The following is a 24,070-nucleotide window of genomic DNA, read 5'->3' on the forward strand; positions in this document are numbered from 1 at the left end:
CCCTGCGGCGAAAACCGCTCGATCAAAGGGGAGCCAACATGAGACGCCTCTATTTCCTGGCACCTGATATACCCACGGCCAAGGCCGTCGTGGACGACCTGCTGCTGGCCCGGGTCACATGGCGGCATCTGCACGTTCTCGCGAACCACACCGTCCAGCTCGATGAATTACCTGGCGCCTCATTGCTGCAAAGCAGCGACGTCGTGCATGCGCTCGAACGCGGCGTGGCGCTGGGCGGCGCGGCCGGCGCCATTCTGGGTCTCGCGGCACTGGTCTTTCCGCCCGCGGAACTCGTCATCGGGGGCGGCGCGGTGGTGGCGTTGACGTTGGCGGGCGCGGGCTTTGGCGCGTGGACAGCCGCCATGATTGGCGTGGACGAACCCAACGCCCGGCTCCAGCGCTTTCGCGATGCCATTCGCAACGGGCAGTTCCTGATCATGGCCGATGTGCCCGCCGCGCGCGAGGACGAAATTGCGCAGACGGTTGCAAAACATGTACCAAGAGCCGACCCGGAGGGCGCCGAGCCGACCACGCCGATTTTCCCGTGAACGCCACGAGTCGGCACAACGAGTCGGCACAACGAGTCAGCACAACGAGTCAGCACAACCAGCCAGCACAACTACTGGTCGCGAGACATCGCTTCGAGACGTGCATCTCCCGCGTCTTTCGCCGCGCGTTGATTGACGTAGGTTTCATCGGATACGAATACGCGGCGCACGTCTCGCGCGGCAAAGTCGACCAGCGAAATGACCCACACCCAGCCGCCGGTGTGCTCGGCCGTATGCACGAATGCGAGCACGTCGCCCTTGTTGTCAGTCTTCATGTGACCTCCGTTAAAGAACCAAGAGTACGCCATGAGAAGCGAATGGCAACACCGCATCAAGCTGTTTATCCAGCGCTTCTGGCAGCCAACCAGCGCATGCATGACCTGCATGCCGGGAAGCTGGGGCAACCTCATGAGTCTTGCCCACTGGGCAATCGCATTCAGGACCGGATTGCTCACCGGCGTGCTGGCCGTGCTGCTGACCTTCACGCCGGCGTCGAAGCTGTACGCGAATCGATATGGCAATGCACTGGTCGTCGGCTGCCTGACTGCGTTAGGCGACGCCTGGTCTCACACGAGCCACTATCGCATTCCCGTTCTCGAGCACCTCCTCACAGGCCTCATGTCGGGGTTGTTCGCACTCGCGGCGTCCTGGCTGCTCGAGAACCGTGCGCGCCGGATTCGCACGGCATGGCTGCGTTTGTTCGGATAATTTACCGCACTTAGATGCTTCATGCCGTCCGCGGAGCATCCGCGGGCGGTGTGCCCTCGTGGAATAGCGTGGCGAGTTGCGTGCGCAATTCCGGCGTATCGGCGTGCCGATGAATCGTTACCGCGTGCTGCACGGCGGCCTCGAGCAACTCCTTTTCCGAATCTGCGGAGATGGCCACCGTGCAGTTCATTTCGCTGGGAAACTCCCTGCAGTCAATGTACATTCGAGTCATGACGAGACTCCTCGTTAGTCAATTAAATGCATGTTCGCGGCCCACGCCGAAGCATGCAAACAAATTTTAGGTTCCCCGCATTCGGCTTGCTAGAATATCGAAGAAACGACGCACGCCACATTCTCAATGCGGCATTCGCAAAGCGGCATTCACAATGCGCGCTGCGCCGGACTCGGCCGGATATTATTCATATCTATTCAGGTTTGCTAATCATTTGAATTAGCCGAAATCTGAATACAACCCCGCCCTCTCACGAAACGTGCATCGTTGCGCTCAAGACCCGCTACGACCCGCACAATCTCTTCAGCCGTAACCAGAACATCCGTCCCGTCGCCGGTGCGTAGGGATCATGGAGCGTGAGCCGCTTGGGCAAACCGTGGTAAGGAGAAACGTCATGCCGACTTATGTGGTACTCGCGGAATTCACGGATCAAGGGATCCGCACGGTCAAAAACAGCGCACAGCGTGCCAGTCAAACCGCTGAAATGGCCAAGACCTTCGGCTGCGAGATGAAGCAGATTTACTGGACGCTGGGTCAATACGATATTGTCACGATCGTCGAAGCCGCCGACGAGGCGGGTTTCATGGCATTCGGGCTCGCACTCGGCTCCGCTGGCAATATCCGCACGCAAACGCTGCGTGCCTTCAACAAGGACGAATTCAGTGCGATGCTCGGCAAGCTTTCTTGACGCGCACCCGGTAATGCCATGTATGAGCAGGTAATGCGGCCAATGCGACCGATGCGACCATTATGTTCTTCAGACCGAGCGACTCGTGGGAGGCGCGCCGCTTCTGTTTGCTTGCCGCCTGCGCTTGCGCGCCCTCCAGCTCATGAAATTCGCCACGGCGGCCGCAATGAACGTGACGAACGTGGAGGTGGATGACGTGATGAGTATCCTTTCCTCAGGTTGCAGTGACGGCGTTGCACGTTGCGATCGGGACGCGGGTACGAACGGCCTGGCCAAGGCGCTTGCCGACGGGGTTTGCGACGCGCCTTCAGACTGCACGGCGGTGACTTGCTGAGGGTGAGTCACCGTCTTGTAACGCACGAAAAGAGCGGCGGTCACGCAAAAGAAGCCTACGAAAAGCCCAAGGAATAACCGGCAAAACAACTCCAGCCTGGCGGTGTTTTCCATGTCTGGCTCCCTCGTCTTCCACGCTTGCCGCACGTCTATATTGCACCGGAAACGTGCGCAGCGCGCATGCCTGGCATGAAAGACTGGAGGGCAAACGAGGCTCCGGTATCGGCACGATCAACTCGATCATCAATACGATCAAGCACGGAACTCGGTGACACGCGCATCCGGGCGTTCAAGAATGCAGGCCAAACATCCCGCGCCAGACTGCGCTGAAGAAGTCTACAGGGGTGCGCTCGGCGCTCGCACGAGGCTCGTCGCCATGCGCGCGCTCCGGAGCGGATCGCGGCCTTCCCTCTTGCGCCTGCCCCGCATCGCGAGACATAGCCTCCTCACCTTGCTCGTGCGGCGATGTGCTCGCCTGGCGCGACAGATGCAGCGCGTGCGCGCCATCGGCAATACGCCCGGCCAGTTGAGGTTCGCAATCGTGCCCGAGCAACACGCCGAACACGACATCGCGATTGTGGCCCTGCTCGGCAAAGCGCATTGCGACAGCCACGTGCCGCGCATACTCCGCGTCGCGAGCCGCCTGCACGCGCGCCGCTTCCTCGTCCCGCTCCCGTGCGAGACGTTCCGTCTCCTCGGCGTACACCGCGTCGTAGACGCGGCGCTGCTCCGGATCGGAAAGGATCGCGTATGCTTCCTTGAGTTCCTGGAACTGCGCATGCGCGGACGCTTCGCGCCCCACATTGCGATCTGGATGTACTTTCATCGCGGCCCGCCGGTAGGCGCGCTTGATTTCCGCGTCGCTCGCGTCTGCGTGGACGTTCAGCAAGTCATACAACGTCGCCATGGCTCACATAGATTGAAGTGGAGTCATGGCGATCGTAGCATGCGGCATGCTCCCAACGGAGCCGGCGGCCAATTGTGAACGTTGCAATCTCAGTCGTCGAATTTCCCGGCCTGGAGCGCCTCGTCGAAATCCGTGATCCACGGGGCGAAATGGTCGGTGTCGTAGATCTCCGTCTTGCCGTTGACGATACGTGTAACCGAAACCTGCCGGATGACCGCCTTCCCGTCGCCCGCCGAATCGTCGTCTTTATCCGTGATCTTGAATTCGCCGAGTTCGAACCCCCGGCTTAGAAGTATCGCCTTGACGTCTGCCTGTTCATCCCAGGAAAACTCGGCAAAGTCGTGGGCAGCCATGTTCATCTCCTCGGCGCGGCGCGCGCAACGCAAATATGCTGGCACGGTGACATGATGAAACCGATCGAACGATACGGATCATGACCGCTCTTGCCGACACATTGCCATTGTTCGGCCAAAGTTGCCATCGCGCGGAGCACGGTTTGTACGGTGGAAAAAATTCATACTTCATACGTTTGCCGATTTGCCGCTCGCCGCCCCTTCCGGCACCCAATCTGGACATGGCCTCCGCGCTCACGCGCTTTGGCACAACCGGTAGCCAACGCCTCTCACCGTCACGACCTTCTCTGCGCCCAGCTTGCGCCGCAAGCCGTGGACGACCACATCCACGGCGTTACCCAGCGCCGCGCGCGGGTGCCCATCGAGGTGCAATGCCAGCTCCGAGCGCGTGAATACCCGCGTGGGCTCGTTGACCAGCGCAATCAAAATACGGTATTCGCTGGGCCTCAATGAAACTGGCAAGCCATCGAGCAATACCGAACTATCGAGCGAATTCACCGACAAATTCCCGAGCGCCACCCTGCCTTGAACGCGGTGCGGACGCCGCATCGAAAGGCGAACCCGGGCCCGCAGATCCTCCAGCTCGAACGGCTTCATGAGGTAATCGTCGACGCCGGTGTCCAGCACGACCATGGGGCTCGCCAATAGACCTTGAGGGATCAGGGCAACGACAGCCGCGTGCCCTCCGCGCTTGCGATAGCGTCGCAAGAGATCGAACGAGTCCAGGCGGGCGCCCCCGAAGTCGAGAAGCACGAGATCGTGCGATTGCGATTGCAAACTCAGTTCGGCTTCGTATGCACTGCTCGCCCAGTCGACGTCATGTCCCATGAGATGCATCATTGAAACGATCTGCAGTGCGATTGAATCGTCATCTTGAACCAGTAGCACCCGCACGTTGGTCTCCAGTCATTCAGATGGTTTGCCCCTGCACCAGTCGTCGAGCTATGCGAGCGTCCCGATGCGATAGCCCACGCCTCGCACGTTATGGATGGCGTCGCTTCCCAGCTTTCGGCGCAGATTGTGGACATGTACCTGGATGGCGTTACTTTCGATCTCCTCGTTCCACCCGTACAGGCGCTCCTCGAGCTGCGAGCGCGTGACGACGATTGCCGGGTCGCGCATGAGCTCCTGCAACAACGCGAACTCACGCGTCGTCACGGGCACCTCCTGGTCGCGCAACCATAAGCGGTGTTGCGCAGGGTCGAGCCGCAGCGCGCCGACTTGCAGCAACGGTTGCACGCGCCCCGCCTGGTGCCGGTTCACCACGCGAATACGGGCCAGCAACTCGTCGAGCGCAAACGGCTTGACGAGGTAATCGTCGGCGCCGCCGTCGAGACCCGCGACCCCATCCGGAACAGCATCGCGAGCGGTAATCACGATCACGGGCGTCGCATCGTTTCGCTGCCGCAGCCTCGCGAGCAGCATGAGCCCGTCCTTTCCGGAGCGGCCGATGTCGAGCAGCACCAGGCCATACGAAGTCGTTCCAAGCGCCAGCATGGCCGACTCCCCGTGCTCCGCCCAGTCGACGGCGAAGCCCTCCTTGTGCAATTCGCGCTGCAATTCACCGTCTGTCGACGCGTCATCTCCCACGAGCAATATGCGCATGGTGTTCCCCGTATTTCATTTCATTGCCTGCCAATGATTTCGATACGCACGTTGTTTCCGGCGCATTAATTGAATGTGTTGAGAAAAGCGTCTCACAAAACAACCGCCACACAATCGAGTAGCGCGTTGCTGTCGTCGTGAACACCCGCTTCAAATGGCTGCGATCAACGAGGCTAGTGCACTGCGAACCCCGGACACAAACGGAAAAGGCTAGTGCCGCAAACCTTAAGGGACCATTAACGCTCGTATCCACCGCGACCGATTTGCAACAGCTTAAGGTTTGCGGAATTTTTTAAGGCGGACAAGCGCCTAGTGAATTCCCTGGCCAGCGGCCCGCTCCGGCAAATCCTTGTGCCGATACCTCTCTTGTCTCTTTACGTTTTCCTTTATGAAGATCGCATGAAACTCCGCGCTGCGCGCCGCCCGCAGCAATCGTCAAGAACGGGCGTCAGCCTCTCCACACGGCCCTCTCCGGTACGCGACCTGGTTATAGGCTCCCGAGGAAGACGGCGGCGCAGCATCCGGATCATAACCCTCCATCATTTAAATGGCTTACAGCCATAAGCTCTCTTTTATCGTCCGCATAAAATTATTCGATTGTCCTTAAGCTGGGCGCGCCGTCAAAGTTCGTTCCGGAACAGTTGATGCCCACTGCGTAGTCCCCGGCGAGCCGGGTTCAACGCAACGCCAAATCCGACCGCCGATGTGGCAGCGGAACGTTGGAGCTGGAGCACTTCCATGCGTTCCCATGCATCAAACTTCGCACCGAATTCTGCTTCAGAAATTCGCACCATAAACTACTACTAATGCAAGGAGATGTTGTGAGCAACTTCAGGTATCGTGAAATTTTCATCGGAGTACTGATCGTCTCCGCGTCGGCCGCAGCGCATGCACAGAGCAGCGTCACGCTGTACGGGTCGATCGACGAAGCGGCGGCCTACTACAACAACACGGGCGGCCATTCCCTCGTGGCGATGCAGAACGCCGACAACGGATCGTCGTATTGGGGCCTCAAAGGCAAGGAGGACCTCGGCGGCGGTCTGAATGCTGTCTTTACTCTGGAGAGCTCATTCGACATCACACACGGAACGCTGTCGAACAATCGCATTTTTGCGCACCAGGCGACGGTCGGCCTCTCCGGCGAAGCCTACGGCACGCTGACGATGGGACGACAGTTCGATCCAACGGTCGATCTGATTCAGCCGATTACCGGCGACAGCTTTGCAGGACCGGCTTTCACCACCCCAGGTGACGTCGACAACAACGACAACTCGGCGTGGATCAATAGCTCCATCAAGTACGCGAGCCCGACCTACGCCGGCTTCCAGTATGAACTGATGTACGGGGTTGGCGGCATCGCCGGCAATACCACCGGCGGCCACTCGTACGGTGCGGCCGCGTCGTACAACAACGGCGGATTGACGATCGCCACCGGCTATCTGTTCACGAAGAACGATGTGAACGGCACCGGCGCAGCGGACCTTAACCAGGATAACTCGGTCGTTCCGCTCTTCGGCGCGACGCCCATGTTCGGCTCACGGCAGATCGTCCAGGCCGCGGCGCAGTATGTCATCGGCAGCCTGACCGCCAATATCCGTTACAGCAACGCGCAGTACAAGCCATACACGAACTACGGCGCATTCAACCGCACCGAGACATACAACGTTGGCGGCGCGGCGCTTCAGTATCAGTTCACCCCGGCGCTGTCCGGCGCGCTCAATTATGTGTACACGCACTCGAGCGGCGCGTCTTCGGCCAATTACAACAACTTCGGTGTGAACGCAACTTACTCGGTGAGCAAGCGCACGAGCTTCTATGCGGACGTCGCGTATTCCCACGCGAGCGGCACGACGTTCAGCGAAGACGGCTCCGCCATCGTCGCGGCAGGCGGCACGGTGGGCGATCTTGCCGCGAGTTCGAGCACGCGCTCGCAGGTCGTGGCGATCATCGGCATCACGCACAAGTTCTGATGTTGGATTCACGTAGTCGATCAAACCCAGTAAAAAAAACGCGTTCATTTCCTTTTGGAGGCAACATGGCATTTTTCAGGCACAAGGCGTTGACGCTCAGTCTCGCCGCAATGGGGTTGTGCGCCGTCGCGACCTACGCTCAAGCGTCGCAGTACCAGCTCGTCAAGACGATCGATCTGCCCGGAGCCAAGGGCGGTCACGGCGACTGGGTCACCTACGACAAGGACACCCATGCGGTCTGGCTGGCCCAGTCGCCCAATCACAATGTGGTCGTGATCGATGCGAAGACCATGGCGATCAAGAAGACGCTCACGGGTGTCGATTCCGGCAACGGCATCGATTTCGACGCGAACCATGCCTACGTCACGGATGCGACCACGGGCAAGCTGATCGTCTATGACAAGCACTCGTTCGACCGCATCGCCGCTGTCGACAGCGGCGGCAAGACCCCCGACGGCGTGAATGTCGACACGAAGACAGGCGCCATCCTGCTCGCCAACGACGACAGCAACAACGAAGCCGTTTTTGAGCCGAAAGCGCCGTACAAACTCACCACGACGTTCAAGCTGAAGCCCGAAGACGACAAGGACGGACCGGACGTCGCGCTTTACGTCGCCGCTACCGACCGCCTGTATCAGCCCGTTGGCGGCAAGATCGACGTGATCAATCCGAATACCCATGAGATCGAGGCGGTGTGGGACTTCGGCGTGAAGGGCGCGGCCAAGGGCGGTGTCTACGACAGCAAAACGCATCACCTGATCTTCGGCACCAGCGACAAGAAGATGCTCGTGGTGGACCCGGCAACGGGCAAGCTCGTCACGACCATCGGCGTCGCGGGCGCCGTCGACCAGACGGCCATCGACACCGACAAGCGCCGCGCGTTTATCGGCGACAAAACCGGCAACCTCGAAGTGGTCGACCTGGACACGAACCAGATCGTCGATCACATCCAGACCGAGCCCAAGGTTCACACGCTGACAGTCGACACGGCAACCCATCGCGTCTACGTCTATCTCAACGAAAGCAACAAGGTTGGAGTGTACGAGCAGAAGTCCTGATATCGCACGCCGGTTTCGGGTGGCGCAGCGGCATGACTTTCTGCTTCACCCGGACGGTGCCTACGCTGCATGAAACACGGTGCGGCGCGCAGGATCGCGGAAGATCGCCTCCACGTGCGCCGTCACCCGACCTTTAATTTGTGGGAGAAGTCGTCATGTCATCCGCTGCCTCGCCAGCAGGCAAGCCCCTGTTGGGAAACCGGTGGACTCAATTGTTCATCGGCATTGCCTGTATGGCACTCGTCGCCAATCTGCAATATGCGTGGACACTCTTCGTTGTCCCGATGAAAACGCAGAATTCCTGGAGCGCCGCCGAAGTTCAAACGGCATTCTCCATCTTCATTCTGGTCGAAACCTGGCTCGTGCCGGTCGAGGGCTGGCTGGTCGACCGCTTCGGCCCGCGCCCCGTCGTCATGGCTGGCGCGGTATTCGTCGCGCTTAGCTGGGTGATCGATTCGGTAGCCACCACGCTGCCCGTGCTCTACTTCGCCTCGGTCATTGCGGGCCTCGGCGCGGGCTGCGTGTACGGCACCTGCGTCGGCAACGCGCTCAAGTGGTTCCCGGACCGCCGCGGGCTCGCCGCCGGCCTGACCGCTGCGGGCTTTGGCGCCGGCGCCGCGCTGACGGTCATTCCGATCGCGAACATGATTCACAATTCGGGGTATCGGCAAACGTTCTTCGTGTTCGCCATCATTCAGGGCATCGCGATCTTTATCCTGAGCATCTTGTTGATTCGCCCGAATCCGGGTCCGGGCATCAAGCCGGTCGCGCGCGTCGTGACGAGCAAGGTCGACTACACGCCGGGCCAGATGGTCAGAAAGCCGCTCTTCTGGATGATCTATCTGCTATTCGTGCTCGTGGCGGCCGGCGGCCTGATCGCCACCGCGCAGCTCGGCCCGATTGCGAAATCGTTCGGCTTCGCGAAACTTCCCGTGCAATTCTTCGGTGCGACATTGCCCCTGCTTACGCTGGCGCTGTCGATCGACAATCTGCTCAACGGGCTGACGCGTCCCCTCTGTGGTCTCCTCTCCGACAAGATCGGCCGCGAGAACACCATGCTGATCGTGTTCATTGGCGAAGGGCTCGCATTGCTCGGGATGAATGCCTACGGCCACGATCCCTATGCATTCCTGATCTTTGCGCCGATGATCTTCCTGTGCTGGGGTGAGATTTACTCGATCTTCCCCGCGATCTGTGCGGATACGTTTGGCAGCAAATACGCGTCGTCGAATGCTGGCACGCTTTATACCGCCAAGGGCACGGCGTCGTTGCTCGTTCCGATCGCGTCGCTGATGGCTGCGGGTGGATCGTGGGAGCACGTGCTGATCGGCTCCGCCGTGGTGTCGATCGTCGCGGGCGTGTCGGCCAAGTTCATTCTCGCACCCATGCGCAAGCGCTGGTTCGCAGGCATGGATGAAGGAGTTGCTCCGGTCCTCCAGACTCAATAAGCGGCACCGCCAGCTACGCGCTGGCGAATATTCCAGCACCCTTGGGGCGCCCGGCGACGCGGTGTTTTCTACCGCGATTGCCTGGCGCCCGTCAGCCGTTAACCTTTCCTTAAGTCGTCGCTAGCGGGCGATCCTTGTCTGGCGCAGGTTTGCGGCTATTCCTTCCCGCCATTTTGGCCCGTAGCTACCATCCTGGCTACCACAAACGCACGGATGCTCTCGTCAGTGATCCGGGACGAATTCTCCCCGATCTGGACCCTGGCCAGCTTCCCTTCGCGGGCAAGCCGGTAGATGGTGGGGCGCGATACGCCGAGCGCGGCCGCCGTGGCGTTAATGGTGTGGAGTTTCGGGAGAACGGTGCTCATTGTGCTGGGTCCTCGATTTTTCATGGATTGCGACGAGCGCGGCGGCGTTTTCAGTCAATTCGGTTCGTACAGCTTCGGCCGCGTGCTCGCGGCGATGTAAAGCGGGTGTTTGGGGCTGCCATCCTTGTTCAGGCCAAGGTGCATCAGACGGTTACGCCAGCCGATCATCCGGATCAGGTCCATGACGGCGGCAGCGCGGTCCGCGGCGGCAGCGTGCGCACCCCACGCGCAAATCACCGTGTCCGCGCGTTCGATCGCGTCGAGAATCGCACCATCGGCACTGATGCCACCGCCCTTCGGGCCGATGGGATCCGGGTGCTTCAGCAGCTCGTCGGGATCGGTCGCACGCAACGGGAACAGGTTCACGACGTCCAGGCGGCCGAACTTGCCCGCGACCGCGCGCGACATGCAGCGAGTAATCGTCGCGTCGTCGGTCAGGTGGTCAGCAGTGCTGGGGTTGAGCATCAGGAAGGCGAGCGTCGGCAGCGTGCGGTCCCATTCACGCCAAAGGCGATAGCGGTACGCGCCGCAGTCGCTCAGGATGCAGCCGCGCTCGCCGGCGAGATCGTTTTCGGTCAGGTATTGCACGCTGCCTCCTTCGGGCCATGCAGCGCGAGTAGGTGCGCGGCGATCTCCTTCGGCACGTCGAAGAACCCGAGCGCGCCTTTGCACGCGACAAATGGCAGCGGCTTGGCGTCGGCAATCTGGAAGCCGAACTGGCCTTCCATATGCCACAGCGACGCACGCATATCTGAAGGCGCGCAATGCGTAATGGTCGCCACGCCTACGATGCCGCCGCGCTCAATCACATCGAATGCGGGAAGTGTGATCTGCGTGAAATCATCAAGGAAGTCTTCGACATCCTCATACTCAGCACGCGTCATACCCTTGCTGGCGTGAATTAGCACGCGCCCGCGAAACTTCGTCGGCCACGTCCGGTTCTCGATGTCCTTGTATCCGTTGGCGATGAGCCAAGCCCAAGGCTGGCGAATGGATAGGGCCTTCATGCCGCACCTCGCGGGAATTCGTCGTGCGTGCGGCCGTCGAGAACGCGTCCCGCGTTTTTCTTGCCCACGCGATCCATGAGCATGCGGCCATCAAGTCGCACGTTTCCTGCTGCCGCAAGCCGTGCGCCGTCGTCAAACGGCGGCACATAGCCTTCGGTTGCGAGCAGAAAATCTCCGTTGGGCAATACGCCGGCAGTATCGCGCAGGCCCGCACGCTCGCCCCAATCCTCGTCGGTCCATTCGCCCCACTGCTTGTAGAGGAACGGCACGCCAGCAGCAGCGCACTGGTCGCGGAGAGCGCGTGGCCACGTTGGATGCATCGGCCGCGCGCCGGCCCCACTCTCGCCGCCGACGATCACCCAGTCGATCATGCCGGCATTGTCGGGATAGTGATGGTCGCGACCATCGAAGTGCAGAGGCTTAAGAAATACCTCCGGAAGGTTCACAGGACCAAGCAATGGCTCCATGCTGAGAAAGTGAACACGCGCCGGAGTGCAGAGCAGCTTCGGAATGTCCCGATCCGCTTCCTCCTGATTGACGATCGTCGCGCCGAGCCATACGTTCGACCACGGCCACGGCGTATTGATGCCGCGTCCAGAGAGTTCGAGCGCGCGCGAGATCATCTGACTGGCGTTGCCGATCCGTTTCGTGAGCAACAGCCAATCGAGATTCGGGGTTTTCCAGATCAGCTCGAACAGGTCAGCGCGCCACTCGTCTGGTACAGCATTGTCGAACACGTCGGCGAGCGACGAACAGAACACGCGCGGTCGCGCGCGCACGAGATCGAACGATGCGCAATGCCTGTTCGGGCATGCTGGCACGTCATTGACATTCGCCGGTCGCGCGCCGCGCCAACGGCATGCACGGCACTCGAAGAACCATTGGGCGTTCCACTGAAGTGGCTTACGCCAGTTGGGCGCCGACGTGCGGCGCCGGGGCGCACCGGGCCCCCAGTTGACCGCCGCGCCGCCGCTGAAGCGCGCGTTGCGCGTTTCAGCGTAGCAGTGGTCGCAGCCGGGCCCGACCTTCTGGCATCCTTCCCACGGATTGAACGTGTGATCGGTCCATTCGATTTTGCTGTTCTCGCTCACCACTCACCTCCCAATCCGTTCAGTTTCAGCAGCACGTACCGGATATTCGCGAGGCTCGACTCGCGATATGTGATGCATTTGATTGCGCCGACTAGGTACAGCAGGTAGATGCGCTGCGTCTCGCGCGTCCAGGCGTCAAGCTCGGGCTGCTTCGTTGGCATCGGCGCCGCGGGGTCGCATCTGGGGCGCAGGACTTCAGGGAGGGCAGCGATACGGTCTGCGTGCGTCTGGCCAACCGTCGCAACAGGGGCTTCGACAGGCGCCTCCGCGAACATGTCAAACTGCATCACTGGCTCCAGCGCGGTCGATGCGTTCGATCTCGGCGAGGATCAGCGCGCCGGCTTTGATGAGGTTTCGGCGATGCGTCGTCGGCTTCCACCAATCAGTGGCCCACGGCCATGCCGGCGGCGGATCGCCAGCGGGGTACGCGAGCGTGTACATGGCATAGCACCCTGCAGCGCAGGACATTTCGTGGTCGCGGTACTTTTCGTCATGCGCGGCCGTCCAGCCTTCCACGCTGACCTGCCGTGCACGCTCGGCGAGCACATCATGTGCGGCATCGCTCATGCGCTCGTCGAGCTTCGCGATCGCCTTGGGCAGCGGCGAGTGTTTCGGCTTCGCGGCCTGCTTCGCGCGGATCTTAGCGACCGTCTCGGACACGCTGATGCGCGCGAGCTCAGTCTCACCGGCGGCGTGCATATCCAAGCCGTTCGCGAGGCACAGCGCGGCCAGCGTCACCATCACCCCGCCCACCTCCTGTAAAGGCTCGCCAACCGGACGCCCGAACGTGTAGTCGACCAGTTGATGCGCTTCGCTCGCGGACATGCCGCAGGCCTGCACGAGCTCGGTCGCCTCTTCGAAGAAGCGGTGATTGCGCTCCATGCGGTCAGCCGCGATCTCGGCGCCGAAGCATTCAAGCATCCATGGCTGCACGCGCTGCTGAAACGGCGCTGCCACAGCAGGGGCGAAGGGGGCGGCAAGGAGCCCGGTATTCAAGCGATTGCAGACGCGCTGCGCCTCCGTTTCTGATTTCCATCGTTTAAGACGGCCGTCAGGCGCGTAGCAAACGGTGCAGCCGGTCTCTTCCCGCTGAAGAACAAACGGACGATGAAAAGCCAATCCGCCACCGGCTTGCGGATGGTTCACTACGCGCCACGGCGTATTTGCTCCGTCACCGATCAGCTTCGGCGCTTGCGCTGCGAAGGGAGCGGCGCGGAGCACCTGGTTCGCTTCTTTGCGTGCATCGTCCAGTTCGTAGAGTGCTTCTCGCATGCCGGGAATGGTCTCTGCCGCGAGATACGCTTCGGATGTGAGGAGTGCGGCGCGGCTTTGGCACGCATTTTCGAGGCGTTGAAGTGCGCGAATAGCCGCGCGCTCATCCGTCAGCGGCGCTTGCGCTGCGACGGGGGCGGCGAGAACGGTGTGGATCGCGCGCGCCGCGTAGCCGCAGGCCGGGTGATGCTTCTCGATCAGCTTGGCAGCGTCCAGCAGGTGCGAGCGCGCCTCACTGGTCAGCAGCGCTTGTGCTGCATCGGAAGGGGCGAGAGCGGCGAGCGCATCACGCGACGCGCGCCAGTAGTCCCACGGCTCTTGAATGAATGGGTTCCGGTAGTTGCCGAACTCGTCGAGCTCGAAATCCTTTTTGCCCAGCTGCGCGGCGTACTGCTCGAACTGCTCTCGGTGGTATTCCATCATTTCCCCGTTGTCAGAAGAGATCGCCCTGCTTCTTGCCGCTCGACTCCGCGAGGTGCGCAGGACAGAAGTGAACGTCGGCGCCGACCTGATGCGCGTGCACTGCGCACAGGTGCCGGTCGCAGGTCTTTCCCGGCTTCATCTGGTAGTCGCACTGGAAGCCGCTTGGCGCGTTGCAGCCTTCGACCGAGCAGCGCGATGTGCGCTTACGTCCGGTGCAGACGATTCCGTTGATGCCGCCTGGAAAGCGAAAGGGTGTGCAGGGCATATCAATCGCTCCCGAAAAGCAGCGGTTGCACAGCGCCATTCGCATACACCGTTTCGAGCACCACGTCGCCAGTCGGCTCGTCGCCTTCCCAGCCTTGTGGCCATGTCTCGGCGTCGATGAGTTCGCGTATGCGTGCCTCTTCCTCCGCGTCGATCAGGTTGATGAGCGGGCGCCCGGTTGCACGCGCGACGCGGTTGCATTCGTCCTGGATGGAAAGGATTCGATCGAGGCCCATCAGGCGTGCTTCGAAAACGAGCGGCCCGAGGCGTTGCGGATTCTTGGCGATCGAGCCGTCTTTGAGCCGCTCGAGACCGGCTTTGCGGAGGCGATGCTGCGGCTCGCGCAGCTCACGCCACAGCGGCTTGATGCCGCGCAGCGGCGCAAGGTATGACCACTGCGGATTGCGAAGTACCGTTTCCAGCGCCGTTTCCTCTTGCGCCAGCGCGCAGCCGATGCAGCCCGTGCGCGCGTTCAGCTCTTCCGCCTCGTCGCCGCCGTAAGCGTCCGCGATCGCCGCAGTCGACCAATCGCCGAACTCTTCCTCCGGCGCCCAATGCCGCAGCCATTCCCACACGTGGCAGACGCGCCAGTGAAGCAGCGGTGCGAGCGTCGCGATGCGGCCGCGCAGGCCTCGCGCATTCGGTAGCACCTGCTGATACCAGCCTTGGCCGCACTCGGCGCCGTCTTTTCCGCAGCTCATCTCGATGCGTCGGTCGCGAATTGCGCTCTCACCCTGGCGCACGCCGGTGATCATCAGGATGTTGCCGCCGAGTCCTTCGATGCGCTTCCGCAGCGCTTCCTCCATCGGATCGATCTTGATCTGGCGAGTGCACCAGCGCAACGTGTTGTTGTTCGGCGGCGGCACGCCGCGGCCGAGGATATACACCATGAAGCGCTTGTCGAGCGGCGCGCGCACGACCTCGACGGCGATGCCGCGCTCGCGCAGCTCGTCCATGATCTGCTCGGCGGAGATTGCGAGCGGCGTGAGCTCTTGCCGAGTATCGGCGTAGAAAACGGTCAACGTCTTCGGGCGCGCGAGCTTGCCGGTGTCGAGCAGCCAGCAAATGATCGTCAGTGTGGCCGTGCTGTCCTTGCCTCCCGACCACGCTACGCCCCAGTGATCGTGCGAAGGGCCATAGGCCTGCATCGACTGGATCGTCAGCTCAATCGATTCGTTCATCTGCAGACGCTGGGCTCCCGCAGCGAAGATGTCGATCTGGTGGCTCATGTTTCGTCTCACGAGATTAAAAAAGTTCGCCCTGCGCGGGCTGCTGTTGTTCATTCATCGACGCAGCTTGCAATCGGCGCTTTGCTGCCCACTTCAGAAGCGTCGCGTGCCATCCGTGGTGAATGCCCTGCAGGCGCACGACCATCGCCTGATGCAGGTAGGTCTTCGCCATGCGGATGTGCCACTCGCGCTCGCTCATGATGTGGAACGTCGGAACGTCTTCGTCATTGATCCGTCTACGGCATGGCCGCGAGAGCGCACGACATTCGCCAGACGCGCGCGGTCCTGATGGCTGGCCGTCGCCTGTCGCATCAGCCCGAAGTAACTGTTCGCCATTTCGTGGACGTCATCGGCGGCCGCGTGCGCAACACGGCGCAGCGCTTCATTGAACGTGCGACGGCGCGTATGGCGCCGCCACGGCTTGATCACCTGGCCGACGAAATCGATTCCCATGTCGACCGGCTGCAGGATCGTCTTGCGCGGGTTCAGACGCACGCCGAGGCACGCGGGCAGGAAAGCGTCGACGTCACGCAATGCCGCGTTGAGCCAATCGGCCGACTCGTGCAGAAACAGGAAGTCATCTACGTAGCGGATGTAATGCCGCGCGCGCAGCACGTGTTTGGTGCGCTGGTCGAGCACGTCCAGATAGACGTTGGCGAAAAACTGCGACGAGAGATTCCCGATCGGCAGCCCCAGGTGCGTCGGCTGGTTCATCAGCCGCTTGTGCGGCGGCACGAGGTCCGTCAAGCGCGGATCGCCGCGCATTTCGAAGTCGGTGCGCGGGTCGTGCATCAGCACCTTGTTGGTGAGATCCATCCACCACTGATCACCGATCCGCTCGGCAAGCAGATCGCGCAAGATGAGCTTGTCGATGCTGACGAAGAAGTTCGCCAGATCGCACTTCAGGTAGTACGCCGGGCGGCTCCAGTTCTGCGTGATACTGCGCACCTTGGCTTCGAGGCGTTGCGCAGCGTAGAGCGTGCCGCGCCCCTTGATGCAGGCGCAGCTATCGGCGATGAACGAGCGCTCAAAGCGCGGGCCGATGCGGTTGTACAGCAGATGGTGAACGATGCGATCGCGGAAATCAGCCGCCCACACTTCGCGCGGCTTCGGCCGGGTGACGACGAAGCAGATCGACCGGCGCGGCTGATAGCTGCCGTCGCACAGCTCATCGAAAAGCTCGCGCAGATTGCGCTCGAGGCTCACCTCGAACGCGAGCGCGCTGGGACGGTTGCGCTTGGTGCGCCGGCAGTCGAAATAGGCGGCGACGAGATCGCCGAAATTCAGGTCAGCATGTCCGGATAAATCTGCGGACGGCACGCGCGCGGCAATTGTTGTTGTCCTTGTGGTTGTTGTTCTGGTTGCCGTTGTTGAAGTTCTGATACCAGGCGAACGCGTACCAATCGTGCTTTCTACGTCGCCCGGTCGATTGCTCAGCTGGGAAACTGCGCCGGACGAAACCGGCTCTATGCCGGTGGTTTCCGTGATGCGCATGGCGTTGGCCTTGTGGGCCAGCGGCACGACCAGATTTAAAAGTCGCTCAGTCATGGCGGCCTTGACCTCCATGAAGCGGGCGAAGTGCGGACCTGCGCCACCCATTGGCCTGCTTTCCGATGCTCGTCGTGAGTTCGATCGCCTTCGCGTATCCGCGAGTCGAAAGGAAGCCCTTGTCGCGGGCGAGCCGAAACATCAACTCAACGACCTGCTGGCGTTCGATCAACTCCATCAGATGAGGCGCCTTGTCCTGCGCGACGTTGGCCCGGAAGATCAGGATCGTGATCTCGACGCATTCGTTGGTGATCTTGTCACCGATGGAGCGCTTGAAATCGCGTTGCATGTTCTTCACGAGACTCGTTGCAAAATCGAGCAGGTCATAAGCGACCTTGTAAATCGGAAGATGTGTATGGGTGGCCATGCTGATCTGAATAATTAAATTACTGAATTTCTAATCTGCGGACGGCACGCGCGCGGCAACCGTCGTCGCCCTTGCGGTCGTAGTACTGGAGGCCGTCGTAGAAGCTCTGAGACCAGGCGAACGCGGCATTCGACTCGTGCTCTTCGGCAGACCAGTACCAGGTCTTTTCGAAGTACTGCTTCAAATTCGCGAACAGCAGCGATTGCTCGCGCCGCGTCGGCAGTTCTCCACCATGCTCCGCTGCCCACGACTTTGCTGCGGCCCACGTGCTGCCTTCCGCATCGCCCGGCAACAAAATCAGGTGATGGCTCGGCTTTCCGTCATCGCCGAGGAGAATCCCCGCGTAGGCCTCGCCACTGGCGAGGTTCATGGTCGCGGCCGCGATCGAGATCACAGTGGTTTCATGCTGTCGCTTGAACTGCGCGATCAACCCTGCGAGTTCCGACTGCTTTTCTTCGAGTACTTCTAGCGTGAGCGTCATGGCTGACCTTGTGAAATTGATGAATGATTAAATGGGCAATCTGCGGACGGCACGCGCGCGGCAATCGTCGCTGCCCTTGCGGGTGAGGTCCTGGTAGCCGGTGTTGAAGTGCTGACACCAGGCGAACGCGTCGTTGCGGTGATACGTCTCGTTGCTCCAGTACCAGTCCTGTTCGAACTGGTCGCGATGGTTCGCCCACAGCATCGCTTGCTCGATGCGGTTCGGCAGATCGCCGCCGATGCTCCTGGCCCATTCGGTTGCGGACGCGTGCGTATCGCACTTGTGGTCGCCGGGCAGCAGAATGACGTGGTGGAAGTCGCCGTTCTTGTCGCCGATCGCACCGATGTAGATCTCGCCTTCAGCGAGCGGGGGAAGCTGGATCTGTTGCATTTTTATCCTCGGAAAAAACGGGGCCTATGCGAGCACCCCTTCAAAACCGGCGCGCGAGACAGGCGCCGGACGGGAGCAAATCAATTGGGACGCCACTCACTGCCGCGTACCACCCTGCCAACCGGTTCGCACACCAGTACTTCAGACTCCTTTTCGGATCGCACGAGTTGCGATGCACGGCGCTGCGCCTTCTCGATGGTCTTGTGACGCTTCGGCTTCGCATAACGGCCGACGGTCACGTAGACCTCGTTCGGCTTGAACTCGGCATCGACGATCGTGAGCTCGTCGATGCGCCGCTCGAGCGCCGAGTTGTTCTCGCGCAGTTTCGCGACGGCCCGTTTCAGTGCATCGTTTTCGACCTTGAGCTCGTCGCGCTCGGTTTCGATCTGCAGGCGCTCAGCCGCGGCGGCATCGCGCCGCGCGGTGAGATCATCGACATGGTTCTGGAGCGCGGCGATCTGACGTTCCATAAACTTGTGTTCGACCGGGTCGATGACTGTTGCGGGTGCCGAGTCAGTCTTCGCTTCGAGAGCGACAGGCTGGCTCTGCGTTTCCGGCGCCCGCTCCGTACGAGAAAGCCAGTAGTAGTACTCATTTCCAGCGCCATGCTTTTTCTCGCGTTCGACAAGACCGTCATTCAGCATGTGATTGAGCTCACGGGCCACGTCCAGATGATCCATGCCGACTTTCAAAGCGATGACCTTGGCGGTCGATTGCTGAACTGTGCCAAGGTACTTGACGATGTCTTCTCTCACGATGCCTCCACATATCCCCAGATGACCAGATCCGGCGCGATACCATCGTGGTAGACGGCCTCCACAATCCGGTCCATGTCGTGCGCCGGAACGTCCCGGGTCTTCGCGACCTGATCGATCGTGCGCTGCGCGATCACGCGGGCGCGATCGCGGGTCATGTCGATCCACATGCGCTGGCCAGTCGCCGGTTGATGATTCGGCGCGTAGGTATCACGGTTCCAGTCGACATGCTGGAGCTTCGGTTCCTTACACGACGGGCAGGCGCATCCGAACGGCGTGACGCCGTCGCGGCTGTTCCAGATTTGCTCGCGGTGGCCGCACTCGCACGCGTACCACATGAGGCAGAAGGCCTCGGTATGTCTATGGCCATAAGGCGTCAACAGAACTGGATCGGCGATCGCTGGTGCGACCCTCTGCTGCTTCGCCGCCGCGCGTTCGTCAGCGCGCCGCTGCTCGCGGCTGCTGGGTTGAGATTGCTTGTAGGGAAGGCTCATCAGTCGACCTTTCCGCGATAGCTATCGGACGTCAGATCGAACTGGTTCGACGGACGCGGAAACCACTGCGACAGTTGCTCGAACGAGTCGCGCACCTTCATGATCCCGCCGAACACTTCGAGATCTCCCAGGCCACCCACGACGAACATCAGCGGGCTGTCGGCGTCCTTCGTGAAGAATCGGATGCTTCCGAAATGCTGGCCGAGCAGCAGCGCGTCCTTCAAGTATGTCGGGTTGATCGCTCCCGAGATGCCCTCGCGGTAGCCGATAGCCGACGCGACGTTCTCGATACGCGGGAACGTGCCTTCGATCAGCGAGCGGCCCGGCTGAATGAACTGCGGCTGCCCCAGTTCGTCGTTGATCATTGAGGCGCCGTTCGACATCACGTCCAGGGTGCTCTTTGCGTTGCAACTCTTCAGCGAGTCCTTCTTCACCGAGACGATGATCTCGTTCTCGACGTAGCCGTGCTGATCGCGGATAACGATGTAACGGTGGCCATCCGTCGCGACGATCATTGCCGTGTCGTCTTCCAACGGCCGAATGTTCATGCCGTTGAGGTAATAGCGAATGTCGTTCTGCGGCATGAAGGGGAATGCCAGCTTGATCGTCATCGAGTTGACACGCGCGACCATGCGCGCGGGCGCGCTGAAATCGACGTCGGCCGGCGGCATGCCTTCGATCGACATCTGAGCCTCGTTCGGTACGTTCATCAGGGTTCCTTCTGGTGCGGGTGACGGGGATGAATCAGGCTGCTTTCACGGCGTGGCGCTTGATGCCGTAGTACACGTCGCGGCAGGCGGCCAGATCGACCGCGGCGTTATGCGCGCCCACAAGATCGTTGCCAGTGAAAAACTTGTACGCCTCGCCGAGGTTCGGCGACTTCGCGTGCTTGCGGCCCGCGGCAAGCATCTTGGCCGTCGGCGGCAGGTTGATGATCTTCGTGCTGCGACCCTGGGTGCAGAACGCGGCGCCGGCCTTCCACTCGTCATGGAACGGATCGTCGGCATCGAGCTCGCGGAAGTACTCGATGCGCAGCATCCGCGCGTCGAACGATTCGTTGTGCGCGACGCGCATCGTGCAGCGCTTCCAGAGGTCGGTGAACTGGCGCAGCGCGTCGGTGAGCGGAATGCCTTCGGAGACCGCCCGAGCCGTGGTGATGCCGGTCAGCTCCTCGAGCTCGGCCGGGATCGTCCAGCCGGTCGGCTTGATCAGCACATCCATGGACGCGATCACATTGCCGTTTCGCTCGTCGCATAGCTCGGCCGCGAGTTGCGTAACATGCGGCTGCGACGGATCCTCGGACGGCAGATTCCATTGCGGGACGCCATTCGTCTCCGTATCGTAGAAAAGGATGAGTTCCATGCGTATGCCCTTTGTTGGTTTGGGTTGCGACAGTCAAGCGGCTTCGGCGAGCCGGGCGGCGAGCAACTCGCCGTTTTCAATCCAGTGCGCGCGCGTCGTGGCGGGCAGGCCTTCGGGCACTTTCTTGAGCGTGCCGAACACCAGCGCCGTGCAGATCTCGCCCTGCGTGGCCATGTCATCCAGCAACGCGAGCAGATCGCCGCGGCCCTTCAGGTCGAGCACGTCGAAGCGATCGAAGAAAGCGATGCGCGTCTCGGACAGCACCGCGATCGTCAGCGCGATCAACGCGTCGACCCGGTACTTTTCGGACTCGCTCAGGAGCGAATAGAGGCGGCCGCCGGCGCGGATCGTCATATCGGAATCGAGTGAGGGCACAGCCCACTCGGCAAAGGCGGCAAGTTCGGCGAGGCGCCCGTTTATGGGAGCAATCGCCTGGGCGAGCATCTCGCCGGGGATTCCGTCCGGTGCCAGCGCGCCGGCGATTTCGAGCCACTGAATGATGTCGACGTGGTGCGCGGCCGCGGCCTTCGTCTTGTCGGCTGCAGCGTCGGCGGCGCGCTTGGCATTGTTCAAGCGGTCGAGTTCGGTGCGCAGCGCGTCACGCTGGGCGGTGGCAGCGGTCACCGTCGTGCGCGCGCCGCTCACCTGCTCTTCCGTGACGGCCTCGACGTCGGACTTCAGCTTGAGCGCCTCGGTGGCCGCGCGCGCCGCGGCGAGATCGCGCTCGTCGTTCTCGACGGCACGCTTCATCATGTCGCGCGCTTTCGTCAGCTCGGGCAGACGGGCGCGCGTCTCGGCGTCGCCACCGGTCTGCGCCAGCGGCCCGTACTGCTCTTCATAGGCCTGCAGCGCATCGGCGATCGCCGTCAGGTCGAACTCATCCCATTTCGCGATTTCACCGTTCAGGTGATAACCTGCGACGCCGTCGGAGTCGGCCATGATGTTCGCGAACTCGCCGACGCCGCGCGCCAGATCGTGCACAAGGCCCTCGCGGGGCGCCACGCCGGCGCGCTGCTGCGCTTCGGTCAGTGAGGCCTCTGCGGCTTCGAGATGCAACTTGTCGGTGGCCAGCTTCGCTTCGATGCGCGTCACGCTCTCGGCCAGGTCAGCGCTGCGCGTCGCAGCCTCGCGCGAAGCCTGGTACGTGCGGTGCTTTTCCTGCAGGGTGCCGAGTTGAGTGTTCGCTTCAGCGACGCGCCCCTCGACCGCCTTCAGCTGCTCGCTGATGTCGGCGTGCCGTTTCGCGTCGAACTGCGGTATTTCCGCTTGCCAGTCTTCGCCTTTCTCGCTGCCCCACTGCTCACCGGTCACCGATTTCCACGCGCCCTTCGCTTCGCGCGCCTCGTCCTCTGCGAACTTGACCGCCGCCGGGAATCCAGAGCGCAGCATCGGCAGTACCTTCTCGACCTTCTTGCCATCGAGCTTGCGCGCGGCCAGGAGAGCCTTGATCTTTTCCGGCGTGGCGCGCAGACCGGTGAGGTCGAACAGGAATGTGCGACGCTCGTCGGCCTTCATCTGCGCGAAGCGTTCCGGAGTCGTGAGGTACGGCAGCGCGCCAACGTAGGCCTGAACGGCTACATGTTTGCCGTCCGGCAGTGTGAGGCTCGCGGGACCCGCGTCAGTGTCCAGCGACACCACGGCCTTTTTGGCGCCCTCGCTGACCATCGACGGATATTCCTTCTTGTATTCGACACGCGAAACGTCGCCGGTGAGCGCCGCAATGATGGCCTCGCGAAGGCTGCTCTTGCCCGCGCCATTCAGGCCGGCGAACAAGGTGACAGGCGTGTCGATCTCGACGTCGATTGAGCGCGCGCCGGCGAAACTCTTTGCAGTGATGTGCTGAATCTTCATGTCAGGTTCTCGGGTTGGGTGGGACTCGCCGACAGCGGGGGCGTAGATCAACGCTCGGGGGCTAAATACGCCGTTGCCACCGGGAGTCCCATAGACGGTTACTCAACGCTCGGCGCGGCGCCGCGCGCGCGGCGAGCGGTGCGTTCGAACTTCTGGCGAAGTGAAACGGCGATGGCAGTCAGCCGCTCCTCGGCATCCGGATCCGGCACATCGGCGATCAGCGCGATCGCGGCGTTGAGTTCGTCGCTGTTGCTCGCGGCATTCAGGCGCTCGGCGATCTTCGCCTCGGGCAGCGGCTCGGACTTCGCGACGGTCTGCGCAGGAGCCGCGCTCTGGCCATCCGGGCTGGTCGTTTCGCCATGCTCGGCGCCCTGCTGATGGACTTCGCTTGCCGGATCGGGCTGCTCGGTGCTTGCCGCAGTTTGCTGCGCCTGTTCGGCGCGCTGCGCTGCGGGCGAGATGTTTGAGCGGCGCAGCGATTCAACGTCAACGGCATAGGAGCCATCGGGCTGCTGCGTCACATCGATCGTGTCGACCGCTTCCTCGGTCGTGTGACCCATGCCCATGACGATGTCGGGCGCGTGAATGTTTCCGAAGAACGAGCCGGCGCGGTACTGCAGCATCAGGTACTTCATTTCCGTCTGCCACTTGCTGCCCGGCTTCGCATACCAGCCTTCCTCGACCGCCATCTTCATGCTGACGGGCGCGGACTCGATGATCGGCAGCTGGACGTTGCGCGCCTGCGCGAGCGTCTGCACATTTGCGGGCAGCGCGATCGAACGCGGGATCGTCCAGGCGACGCACACGAGGTTCTCAATCTCGACCTCGTGCTCGGTCATGTCATAGCGACGCTGCTGTTTGTTGTAAGCGCCCTTTTCCTTGTATGTGGCCTTGATCATCCCCTTGTTGACGATGTCGAAGCGCAGCGGGTGGAAGCGGCCCGAAGCATTGATCGCGGCGATGACGAACTTGCCGGACCAGCGGAGCTTGCCCTCGATCACGTCGGCGTTTTGCATCACCGCGGTCACGGACATGCGCACGGCCTGCGCAACTTCGAGCGCGACCAGACCGTTGCCGACTGCTGACGGGTTGGGGACTTCGACGTCGACGTAGTCTTCGCCTCGACGCTCACGCTTGATGATGGTCGAACGAAACTGCGCAGGCACAGCGTTGCTCGATGCGAAAGCCGTCGCGATACGCTGCGCGAGCGCGAAGCCCTGCGCGGAGAACATGTCGACGCTGACATCCGTGGCGCCGAGCCCATGCGGCTTCTGCGCTACTTCGGCCAGCGGCCGCGATTGATTCGGTGCGTTCATGGATT

33 protein-coding genes and 1 pseudogene are annotated in these 24,070 nt (G+C 61.7%); 7 read left to right on the forward strand and 27 right to left on the reverse strand.

What is annotated here, in order from left to right; genetic code table 11:
- Positions 1-38: 38 nt before the first annotated feature.
- Positions 39-548 carry a DUF1269 domain-containing protein gene (locus tag L5014_RS02330; protein ID WP_238461959.1) on the forward strand — a complete coding sequence of 170 codons (510 nt, stop codon included), beginning with the start codon at positions 39-41 and terminating at the stop codon, positions 546-548.
- A 71-nt stretch (positions 549-619) separates the two neighbouring features.
- On the opposite strand, the gene L5014_RS02335 is transcribed toward L5014_RS02330, so the two are convergent.
- Entirely contained in the window at positions 620-823 is a 204-nt protein-coding gene (locus L5014_RS02335; protein ID WP_238461960.1) for a hypothetical protein, read from the reverse strand.
- A gap of 31 nt (positions 824-854) precedes the next feature.
- Here L5014_RS02335 and L5014_RS02340 point away from each other — a divergent pair, with 31 nt between their 5' ends.
- Positions 855-1,256, forward strand: a complete 402-nt coding sequence (locus tag L5014_RS02340; RefSeq protein ID WP_238461961.1) for a hypothetical protein — start codon at positions 855-857, stop codon at positions 1,254-1,256.
- Positions 1,257-1,275: 19 nt separating this feature from the next.
- Here the strand turns inward: L5014_RS02340 and L5014_RS02345 are convergent, their stop codons facing one another.
- On the reverse strand, positions 1,276-1,488 hold the full coding sequence (locus L5014_RS02345; RefSeq protein ID WP_238461962.1) for a DUF1059 domain-containing protein: 213 nt from the start codon (positions 1,486-1,488) through the stop codon (positions 1,276-1,278).
- 263 nt (positions 1,489-1,751) lie between these two features.
- On the opposite strand from L5014_RS02345, the gene L5014_RS02350 reads away from it, so the two are divergent.
- Both L5014_RS02350 and L5014_RS02355 read left to right on the forward strand, forming a co-directional pair.
- The gene (locus L5014_RS02350) at positions 1,752-1,832 is read left to right on the forward strand and encodes a BBE domain-containing protein (RefSeq protein ID WP_238462135.1); all 81 of its coding nucleotides are present in this window, start codon (positions 1,752-1,754) and stop codon (positions 1,830-1,832) included.
- Positions 1,833-1,882: 50 nt separating this feature from the next.
- On the forward strand, positions 1,883-2,176 hold the full coding sequence (locus tag L5014_RS02355; RefSeq protein ID WP_238462136.1) for a GYD domain-containing protein: 294 nt from the start codon (positions 1,883-1,885) through the stop codon (positions 2,174-2,176).
- A gap of 69 nt (positions 2,177-2,245) precedes the next feature.
- Here the strand turns inward: L5014_RS02355 and L5014_RS02360 are convergent, their stop codons facing one another.
- The 5 genes from L5014_RS02360 to L5014_RS02380 form a co-directional block, all read right to left on the reverse strand.
- Positions 2,246-2,623 carry a hypothetical protein gene (locus L5014_RS02360; protein WP_238461963.1) on the reverse strand — a complete coding sequence of 126 codons (378 nt, stop codon included), beginning with the start codon at positions 2,621-2,623 and terminating at the stop codon, positions 2,246-2,248.
- 175 nt (positions 2,624-2,798) lie between these two features.
- Positions 2,799-3,416, reverse strand: coding sequence for a J domain-containing protein (locus L5014_RS02365; protein WP_238461964.1), 618 nt, complete (start codon positions 3,414-3,416; stop codon positions 2,799-2,801).
- Positions 3,417-3,505: 89 nt separating this feature from the next.
- Complete coding sequence (locus tag L5014_RS02370; RefSeq protein ID WP_238461965.1) at positions 3,506-3,769, reverse strand: hypothetical protein; 264 nt, start codon at positions 3,767-3,769, stop codon at positions 3,506-3,508.
- A 234-nt stretch (positions 3,770-4,003) separates the two neighbouring features.
- Positions 4,004-4,663, reverse strand: coding sequence for a response regulator transcription factor (locus L5014_RS02375; RefSeq protein ID WP_238461966.1), 660 nt, complete (start codon positions 4,661-4,663; stop codon positions 4,004-4,006).
- Positions 4,664-4,711: 48 nt separating this feature from the next.
- On the reverse strand, positions 4,712-5,374 hold the full coding sequence (locus L5014_RS02380) for a response regulator (protein WP_238461967.1): 663 nt from the start codon (positions 5,372-5,374) through the stop codon (positions 4,712-4,714).
- 821 nt (positions 5,375-6,195) lie between these two features.
- Here L5014_RS02380 and L5014_RS02385 point away from each other — a divergent pair.
- The 3 genes from L5014_RS02385 to oxlT all read left to right on the forward strand — a co-directional run bounded on the left by L5014_RS02385 (position 6,196) and on the right by oxlT (position 9,850).
- Positions 6,196-7,344: a porin gene (locus L5014_RS02385; RefSeq protein ID WP_238461968.1), complete on the forward strand. Its 1,149-nt coding sequence runs from the start codon at positions 6,196-6,198 to the stop codon at positions 7,342-7,344.
- Between the two features lie 65 nt (positions 7,345-7,409).
- The gene (locus L5014_RS02390) at positions 7,410-8,402 is read left to right on the forward strand and encodes a YncE family protein (protein ID WP_238461969.1); all 993 of its coding nucleotides are present in this window, start codon (positions 7,410-7,412) and stop codon (positions 8,400-8,402) included.
- A gap of 155 nt (positions 8,403-8,557) precedes the next feature.
- Entirely contained in the window at positions 8,558-9,850 is a 1,293-nt protein-coding gene (gene oxlT / locus L5014_RS02395; RefSeq protein ID WP_238461970.1) for an oxalate/formate MFS antiporter, read from the forward strand.
- 155 nt (positions 9,851-10,005) lie between these two features.
- On the opposite strand, the gene L5014_RS02400 is transcribed toward oxlT, so the two are convergent.
- From L5014_RS02400 to L5014_RS02495, 20 genes and pseudogenes are all read right to left on the reverse strand, one after another.
- Positions 10,006-10,215 (reverse strand): helix-turn-helix transcriptional regulator, encoded by a 210-nt coding sequence (locus L5014_RS02400; RefSeq protein ID WP_238461971.1) that lies wholly within the window; start codon positions 10,213-10,215, stop codon positions 10,006-10,008.
- A gap of 54 nt (positions 10,216-10,269) precedes the next feature.
- Entirely contained in the window at positions 10,270-10,803 is a 534-nt protein-coding gene (locus L5014_RS02405) for a DUF1643 domain-containing protein (protein ID WP_238461972.1), read from the reverse strand.
- On the reverse strand, positions 10,791-11,222 hold the full coding sequence (locus L5014_RS02410; protein ID WP_238461973.1) for an ASCH domain-containing protein: 432 nt from the start codon (positions 11,220-11,222) through the stop codon (positions 10,791-10,793). Before L5014_RS02410 ends, L5014_RS02405 begins: the two co-directional genes overlap by 13 nt.
- Entirely contained in the window at positions 11,219-12,313 is a 1,095-nt protein-coding gene (locus tag L5014_RS02415; RefSeq protein WP_238461974.1) for a phage Gp37/Gp68 family protein, read from the reverse strand. The genes L5014_RS02410 and L5014_RS02415 overlap by 4 nt, the downstream gene beginning before the upstream one ends.
- Positions 12,310-12,600 (reverse strand): hypothetical protein, encoded by a 291-nt coding sequence (locus L5014_RS02420; protein ID WP_238461975.1) that lies wholly within the window; start codon positions 12,598-12,600, stop codon positions 12,310-12,312. Before L5014_RS02420 ends, L5014_RS02415 begins: the two co-directional genes overlap by 4 nt.
- Positions 12,590-14,008, reverse strand: coding sequence for a phiTE_015 family protein (locus L5014_RS02425; RefSeq protein ID WP_238461976.1), 1,419 nt, complete (start codon positions 14,006-14,008; stop codon positions 12,590-12,592). Before L5014_RS02425 ends, L5014_RS02420 begins: the two co-directional genes overlap by 11 nt.
- A gap of 10 nt (positions 14,009-14,018) precedes the next feature.
- Complete coding sequence (locus tag L5014_RS02430) at positions 14,019-14,273, reverse strand: hypothetical protein (RefSeq protein WP_238461977.1); 255 nt, start codon at positions 14,271-14,273, stop codon at positions 14,019-14,021.
- A gap of 1 nt (position 14,274) precedes the next feature.
- On the reverse strand, positions 14,275-15,501 hold the full coding sequence (locus L5014_RS02435; protein ID WP_238461978.1) for a phosphoadenosine phosphosulfate reductase domain-containing protein: 1,227 nt from the start codon (positions 15,499-15,501) through the stop codon (positions 14,275-14,277).
- Between the two features lie 16 nt (positions 15,502-15,517).
- Positions 15,518-15,700 carry a hypothetical protein gene (locus L5014_RS02440; protein WP_238461979.1) on the reverse strand — a complete coding sequence of 61 codons (183 nt, stop codon included), beginning with the start codon at positions 15,698-15,700 and terminating at the stop codon, positions 15,518-15,520.
- Entirely contained in the window at positions 15,697-17,067 is a 1,371-nt protein-coding gene (locus L5014_RS02445) for an RNA-directed DNA polymerase (protein WP_476638954.1), read from the reverse strand. The genes L5014_RS02440 and L5014_RS02445 overlap by 4 nt, the downstream gene beginning before the upstream one ends.
- Complete coding sequence (locus tag L5014_RS02450; RefSeq protein WP_338019253.1) at positions 17,042-17,338, reverse strand: four helix bundle protein; 297 nt, start codon at positions 17,336-17,338, stop codon at positions 17,042-17,044. Before L5014_RS02450 ends, L5014_RS02445 begins: the two co-directional genes overlap by 26 nt.
- 97 nt (positions 17,339-17,435) lie before the next feature.
- Positions 17,436-17,897 carry a DUF1566 domain-containing protein gene (locus L5014_RS02455; RefSeq protein WP_238461981.1) on the reverse strand — a complete coding sequence of 154 codons (462 nt, stop codon included), beginning with the start codon at positions 17,895-17,897 and terminating at the stop codon, positions 17,436-17,438.
- A 27-nt stretch (positions 17,898-17,924) separates the two neighbouring features.
- Entirely contained in the window at positions 17,925-18,287 is a 363-nt protein-coding gene (locus tag L5014_RS02460; RefSeq protein WP_238461982.1) for a DUF1566 domain-containing protein, read from the reverse strand.
- A gap of 80 nt (positions 18,288-18,367) precedes the next feature.
- Positions 18,368-19,042, reverse strand: a complete 675-nt coding sequence (locus L5014_RS02465; RefSeq protein WP_238461983.1) for a 1-pyrroline-5-carboxylate dehydrogenase — start codon at positions 19,040-19,042, stop codon at positions 18,368-18,370.
- Complete coding sequence (locus L5014_RS02470) at positions 19,039-19,536, reverse strand: hypothetical protein (protein ID WP_238461984.1); 498 nt, start codon at positions 19,534-19,536, stop codon at positions 19,039-19,041. Before L5014_RS02470 ends, L5014_RS02465 begins: the two co-directional genes overlap by 4 nt.
- The gene (locus L5014_RS02475; protein WP_238461985.1) at positions 19,536-20,246 is read right to left on the reverse strand and encodes a beta clamp domain-containing protein; all 711 of its coding nucleotides are present in this window, start codon (positions 20,244-20,246) and stop codon (positions 19,536-19,538) included. Before L5014_RS02475 ends, L5014_RS02470 begins: the two co-directional genes overlap by 1 nt.
- Before the next feature lie 34 nt (positions 20,247-20,280).
- Complete coding sequence (locus tag L5014_RS02480; protein ID WP_238461986.1) at positions 20,281-20,898, reverse strand: 3'-5' exonuclease; 618 nt, start codon at positions 20,896-20,898, stop codon at positions 20,281-20,283.
- 33 nt (positions 20,899-20,931) lie between these two features.
- Complete coding sequence (locus tag L5014_RS02485) at positions 20,932-22,413, reverse strand: recombinase RecF (RefSeq protein WP_238461987.1); 1,482 nt, start codon at positions 22,411-22,413, stop codon at positions 20,932-20,934.
- A gap of 168 nt (positions 22,414-22,581) precedes the next feature.
- Positions 22,582-22,749 (reverse strand): annotated as a pseudogene (locus L5014_RS38950) (AAA family ATPase); the annotation flags it as partial.
- Positions 22,750-22,847: 98 nt separating this feature from the next.
- Entirely contained in the window at positions 22,848-24,065 is a 1,218-nt protein-coding gene (locus L5014_RS02495) for a hypothetical protein (protein WP_238461989.1), read from the reverse strand.
- Positions 24,066-24,070 lie beyond the last annotated feature (5 nt).

This window comes from Paraburkholderia tagetis, from assembly GCF_022213065.1.
GTDB classification, from domain to species: domain Bacteria; phylum Pseudomonadota; class Gammaproteobacteria; order Burkholderiales; family Burkholderiaceae; genus Paraburkholderia; species Paraburkholderia tagetis.

Excerpts from the sequence above, each read along its gene's own strand:
- L5014_RS02480 (WP_238461986.1), bottom strand. The coding sequence starts at position 20,898 with ATGGAACTCATCCTTTTCTACGATACGGAGACGAATGGCGTCCCGCAA.
- L5014_RS02420 (WP_238461975.1), bottom strand. The coding sequence starts at position 12,600 with ATGCAGTTTGACATGTTCGCGGAGGCGCCTGTCGAAGCCCCTGTTGCG.
- L5014_RS02475 (WP_238461985.1), bottom strand. The coding sequence starts at position 20,246 with ATGAACGTACCGAACGAGGCTCAGATGTCGATCGAAGGCATGCCGCCG.
- L5014_RS02360 (WP_238461963.1), bottom strand. The coding sequence starts at position 2,623 with ATGGAAAACACCGCCAGGCTGGAGTTGTTTTGCCGGTTATTCCTTGGG.
- L5014_RS02455 (WP_238461981.1), bottom strand. The coding sequence starts at position 17,897 with ATGACGCTCACGCTAGAAGTACTCGAAGAAAAGCAGTCGGAACTCGCA.
- L5014_RS02445 (WP_476638954.1), bottom strand. The coding sequence starts at position 17,067 with ATGGAGGTCAAGGCCGCCATGACTGAGCGACTTTTAAATCTGGTCGTG.
- L5014_RS02430 (WP_238461977.1), bottom strand. The coding sequence starts at position 14,273 with ATGCCCTGCACACCCTTTCGCTTTCCAGGCGGCATCAACGGAATCGTC.
- L5014_RS02495 (WP_238461989.1), bottom strand. The coding sequence starts at position 24,065 with ATGAACGCACCGAATCAATCGCGGCCGCTGGCCGAAGTAGCGCAGAAG.
- L5014_RS02370 (WP_238461965.1), bottom strand. The coding sequence starts at position 3,769 with ATGGCTGCCCACGACTTTGCCGAGTTTTCCTGGGATGAACAGGCAGAC.
- L5014_RS02440 (WP_238461979.1), bottom strand. The coding sequence starts at position 15,700 with ATGAGCGAGCGCGAGTGGCACATCCGCATGGCGAAGACCTACCTGCAT.
- L5014_RS02355 (WP_238462136.1), top strand. The coding sequence starts at position 1,883 with ATGCCGACTTATGTGGTACTCGCGGAATTCACGGATCAAGGGATCCGC.
- oxlT (WP_238461970.1), top strand. The coding sequence starts at position 8,558 with ATGTCATCCGCTGCCTCGCCAGCAGGCAAGCCCCTGTTGGGAAACCGG.
- L5014_RS02435 (WP_238461978.1), bottom strand. The coding sequence starts at position 15,501 with ATGAGCCACCAGATCGACATCTTCGCTGCGGGAGCCCAGCGTCTGCAG.
- L5014_RS02380 (WP_238461967.1), bottom strand. The coding sequence starts at position 5,374 with ATGCGCATATTGCTCGTGGGAGATGACGCGTCGACAGACGGTGAATTG.
- L5014_RS02425 (WP_238461976.1), bottom strand. The coding sequence starts at position 14,008 with ATGATGGAATACCACCGAGAGCAGTTCGAGCAGTACGCCGCGCAGCTG.
- L5014_RS02450 (WP_338019253.1), bottom strand. The coding sequence starts at position 17,338 with ATGCAACGCGATTTCAAGCGCTCCATCGGTGACAAGATCACCAACGAA.
- L5014_RS02340 (WP_238461961.1), top strand. The coding sequence starts at position 855 with ATGAGAAGCGAATGGCAACACCGCATCAAGCTGTTTATCCAGCGCTTC.
- L5014_RS02400 (WP_238461971.1), bottom strand. The coding sequence starts at position 10,215 with ATGAGCACCGTTCTCCCGAAACTCCACACCATTAACGCCACGGCGGCC.
- L5014_RS02390 (WP_238461969.1), top strand. The coding sequence starts at position 7,410 with ATGGCATTTTTCAGGCACAAGGCGTTGACGCTCAGTCTCGCCGCAATG.
- L5014_RS02485 (WP_238461987.1), bottom strand. The coding sequence starts at position 22,413 with ATGAAGGCCGACGAGCGTCGCACATTCCTGTTCGACCTCACCGGTCTG.
- L5014_RS02460 (WP_238461982.1), bottom strand. The coding sequence starts at position 18,287 with ATGCAACAGATCCAGCTTCCCCCGCTCGCTGAAGGCGAGATCTACATC.
- L5014_RS02330 (WP_238461959.1), top strand. The coding sequence starts at position 39 with ATGAGACGCCTCTATTTCCTGGCACCTGATATACCCACGGCCAAGGCC.
- L5014_RS02410 (WP_238461973.1), bottom strand. The coding sequence starts at position 11,222 with ATGAAGGCCCTATCCATTCGCCAGCCTTGGGCTTGGCTCATCGCCAAC.
- L5014_RS02335 (WP_238461960.1), bottom strand. The coding sequence starts at position 823 with ATGAAGACTGACAACAAGGGCGACGTGCTCGCATTCGTGCATACGGCC.
- L5014_RS02345 (WP_238461962.1), bottom strand. The coding sequence starts at position 1,488 with ATGACTCGAATGTACATTGACTGCAGGGAGTTTCCCAGCGAAATGAAC.
- L5014_RS02470 (WP_238461984.1), bottom strand. The coding sequence starts at position 19,536 with ATGAGCCTTCCCTACAAGCAATCTCAACCCAGCAGCCGCGAGCAGCGG.
- L5014_RS02365 (WP_238461964.1), bottom strand. The coding sequence starts at position 3,416 with ATGGCGACGTTGTATGACTTGCTGAACGTCCACGCAGACGCGAGCGAC.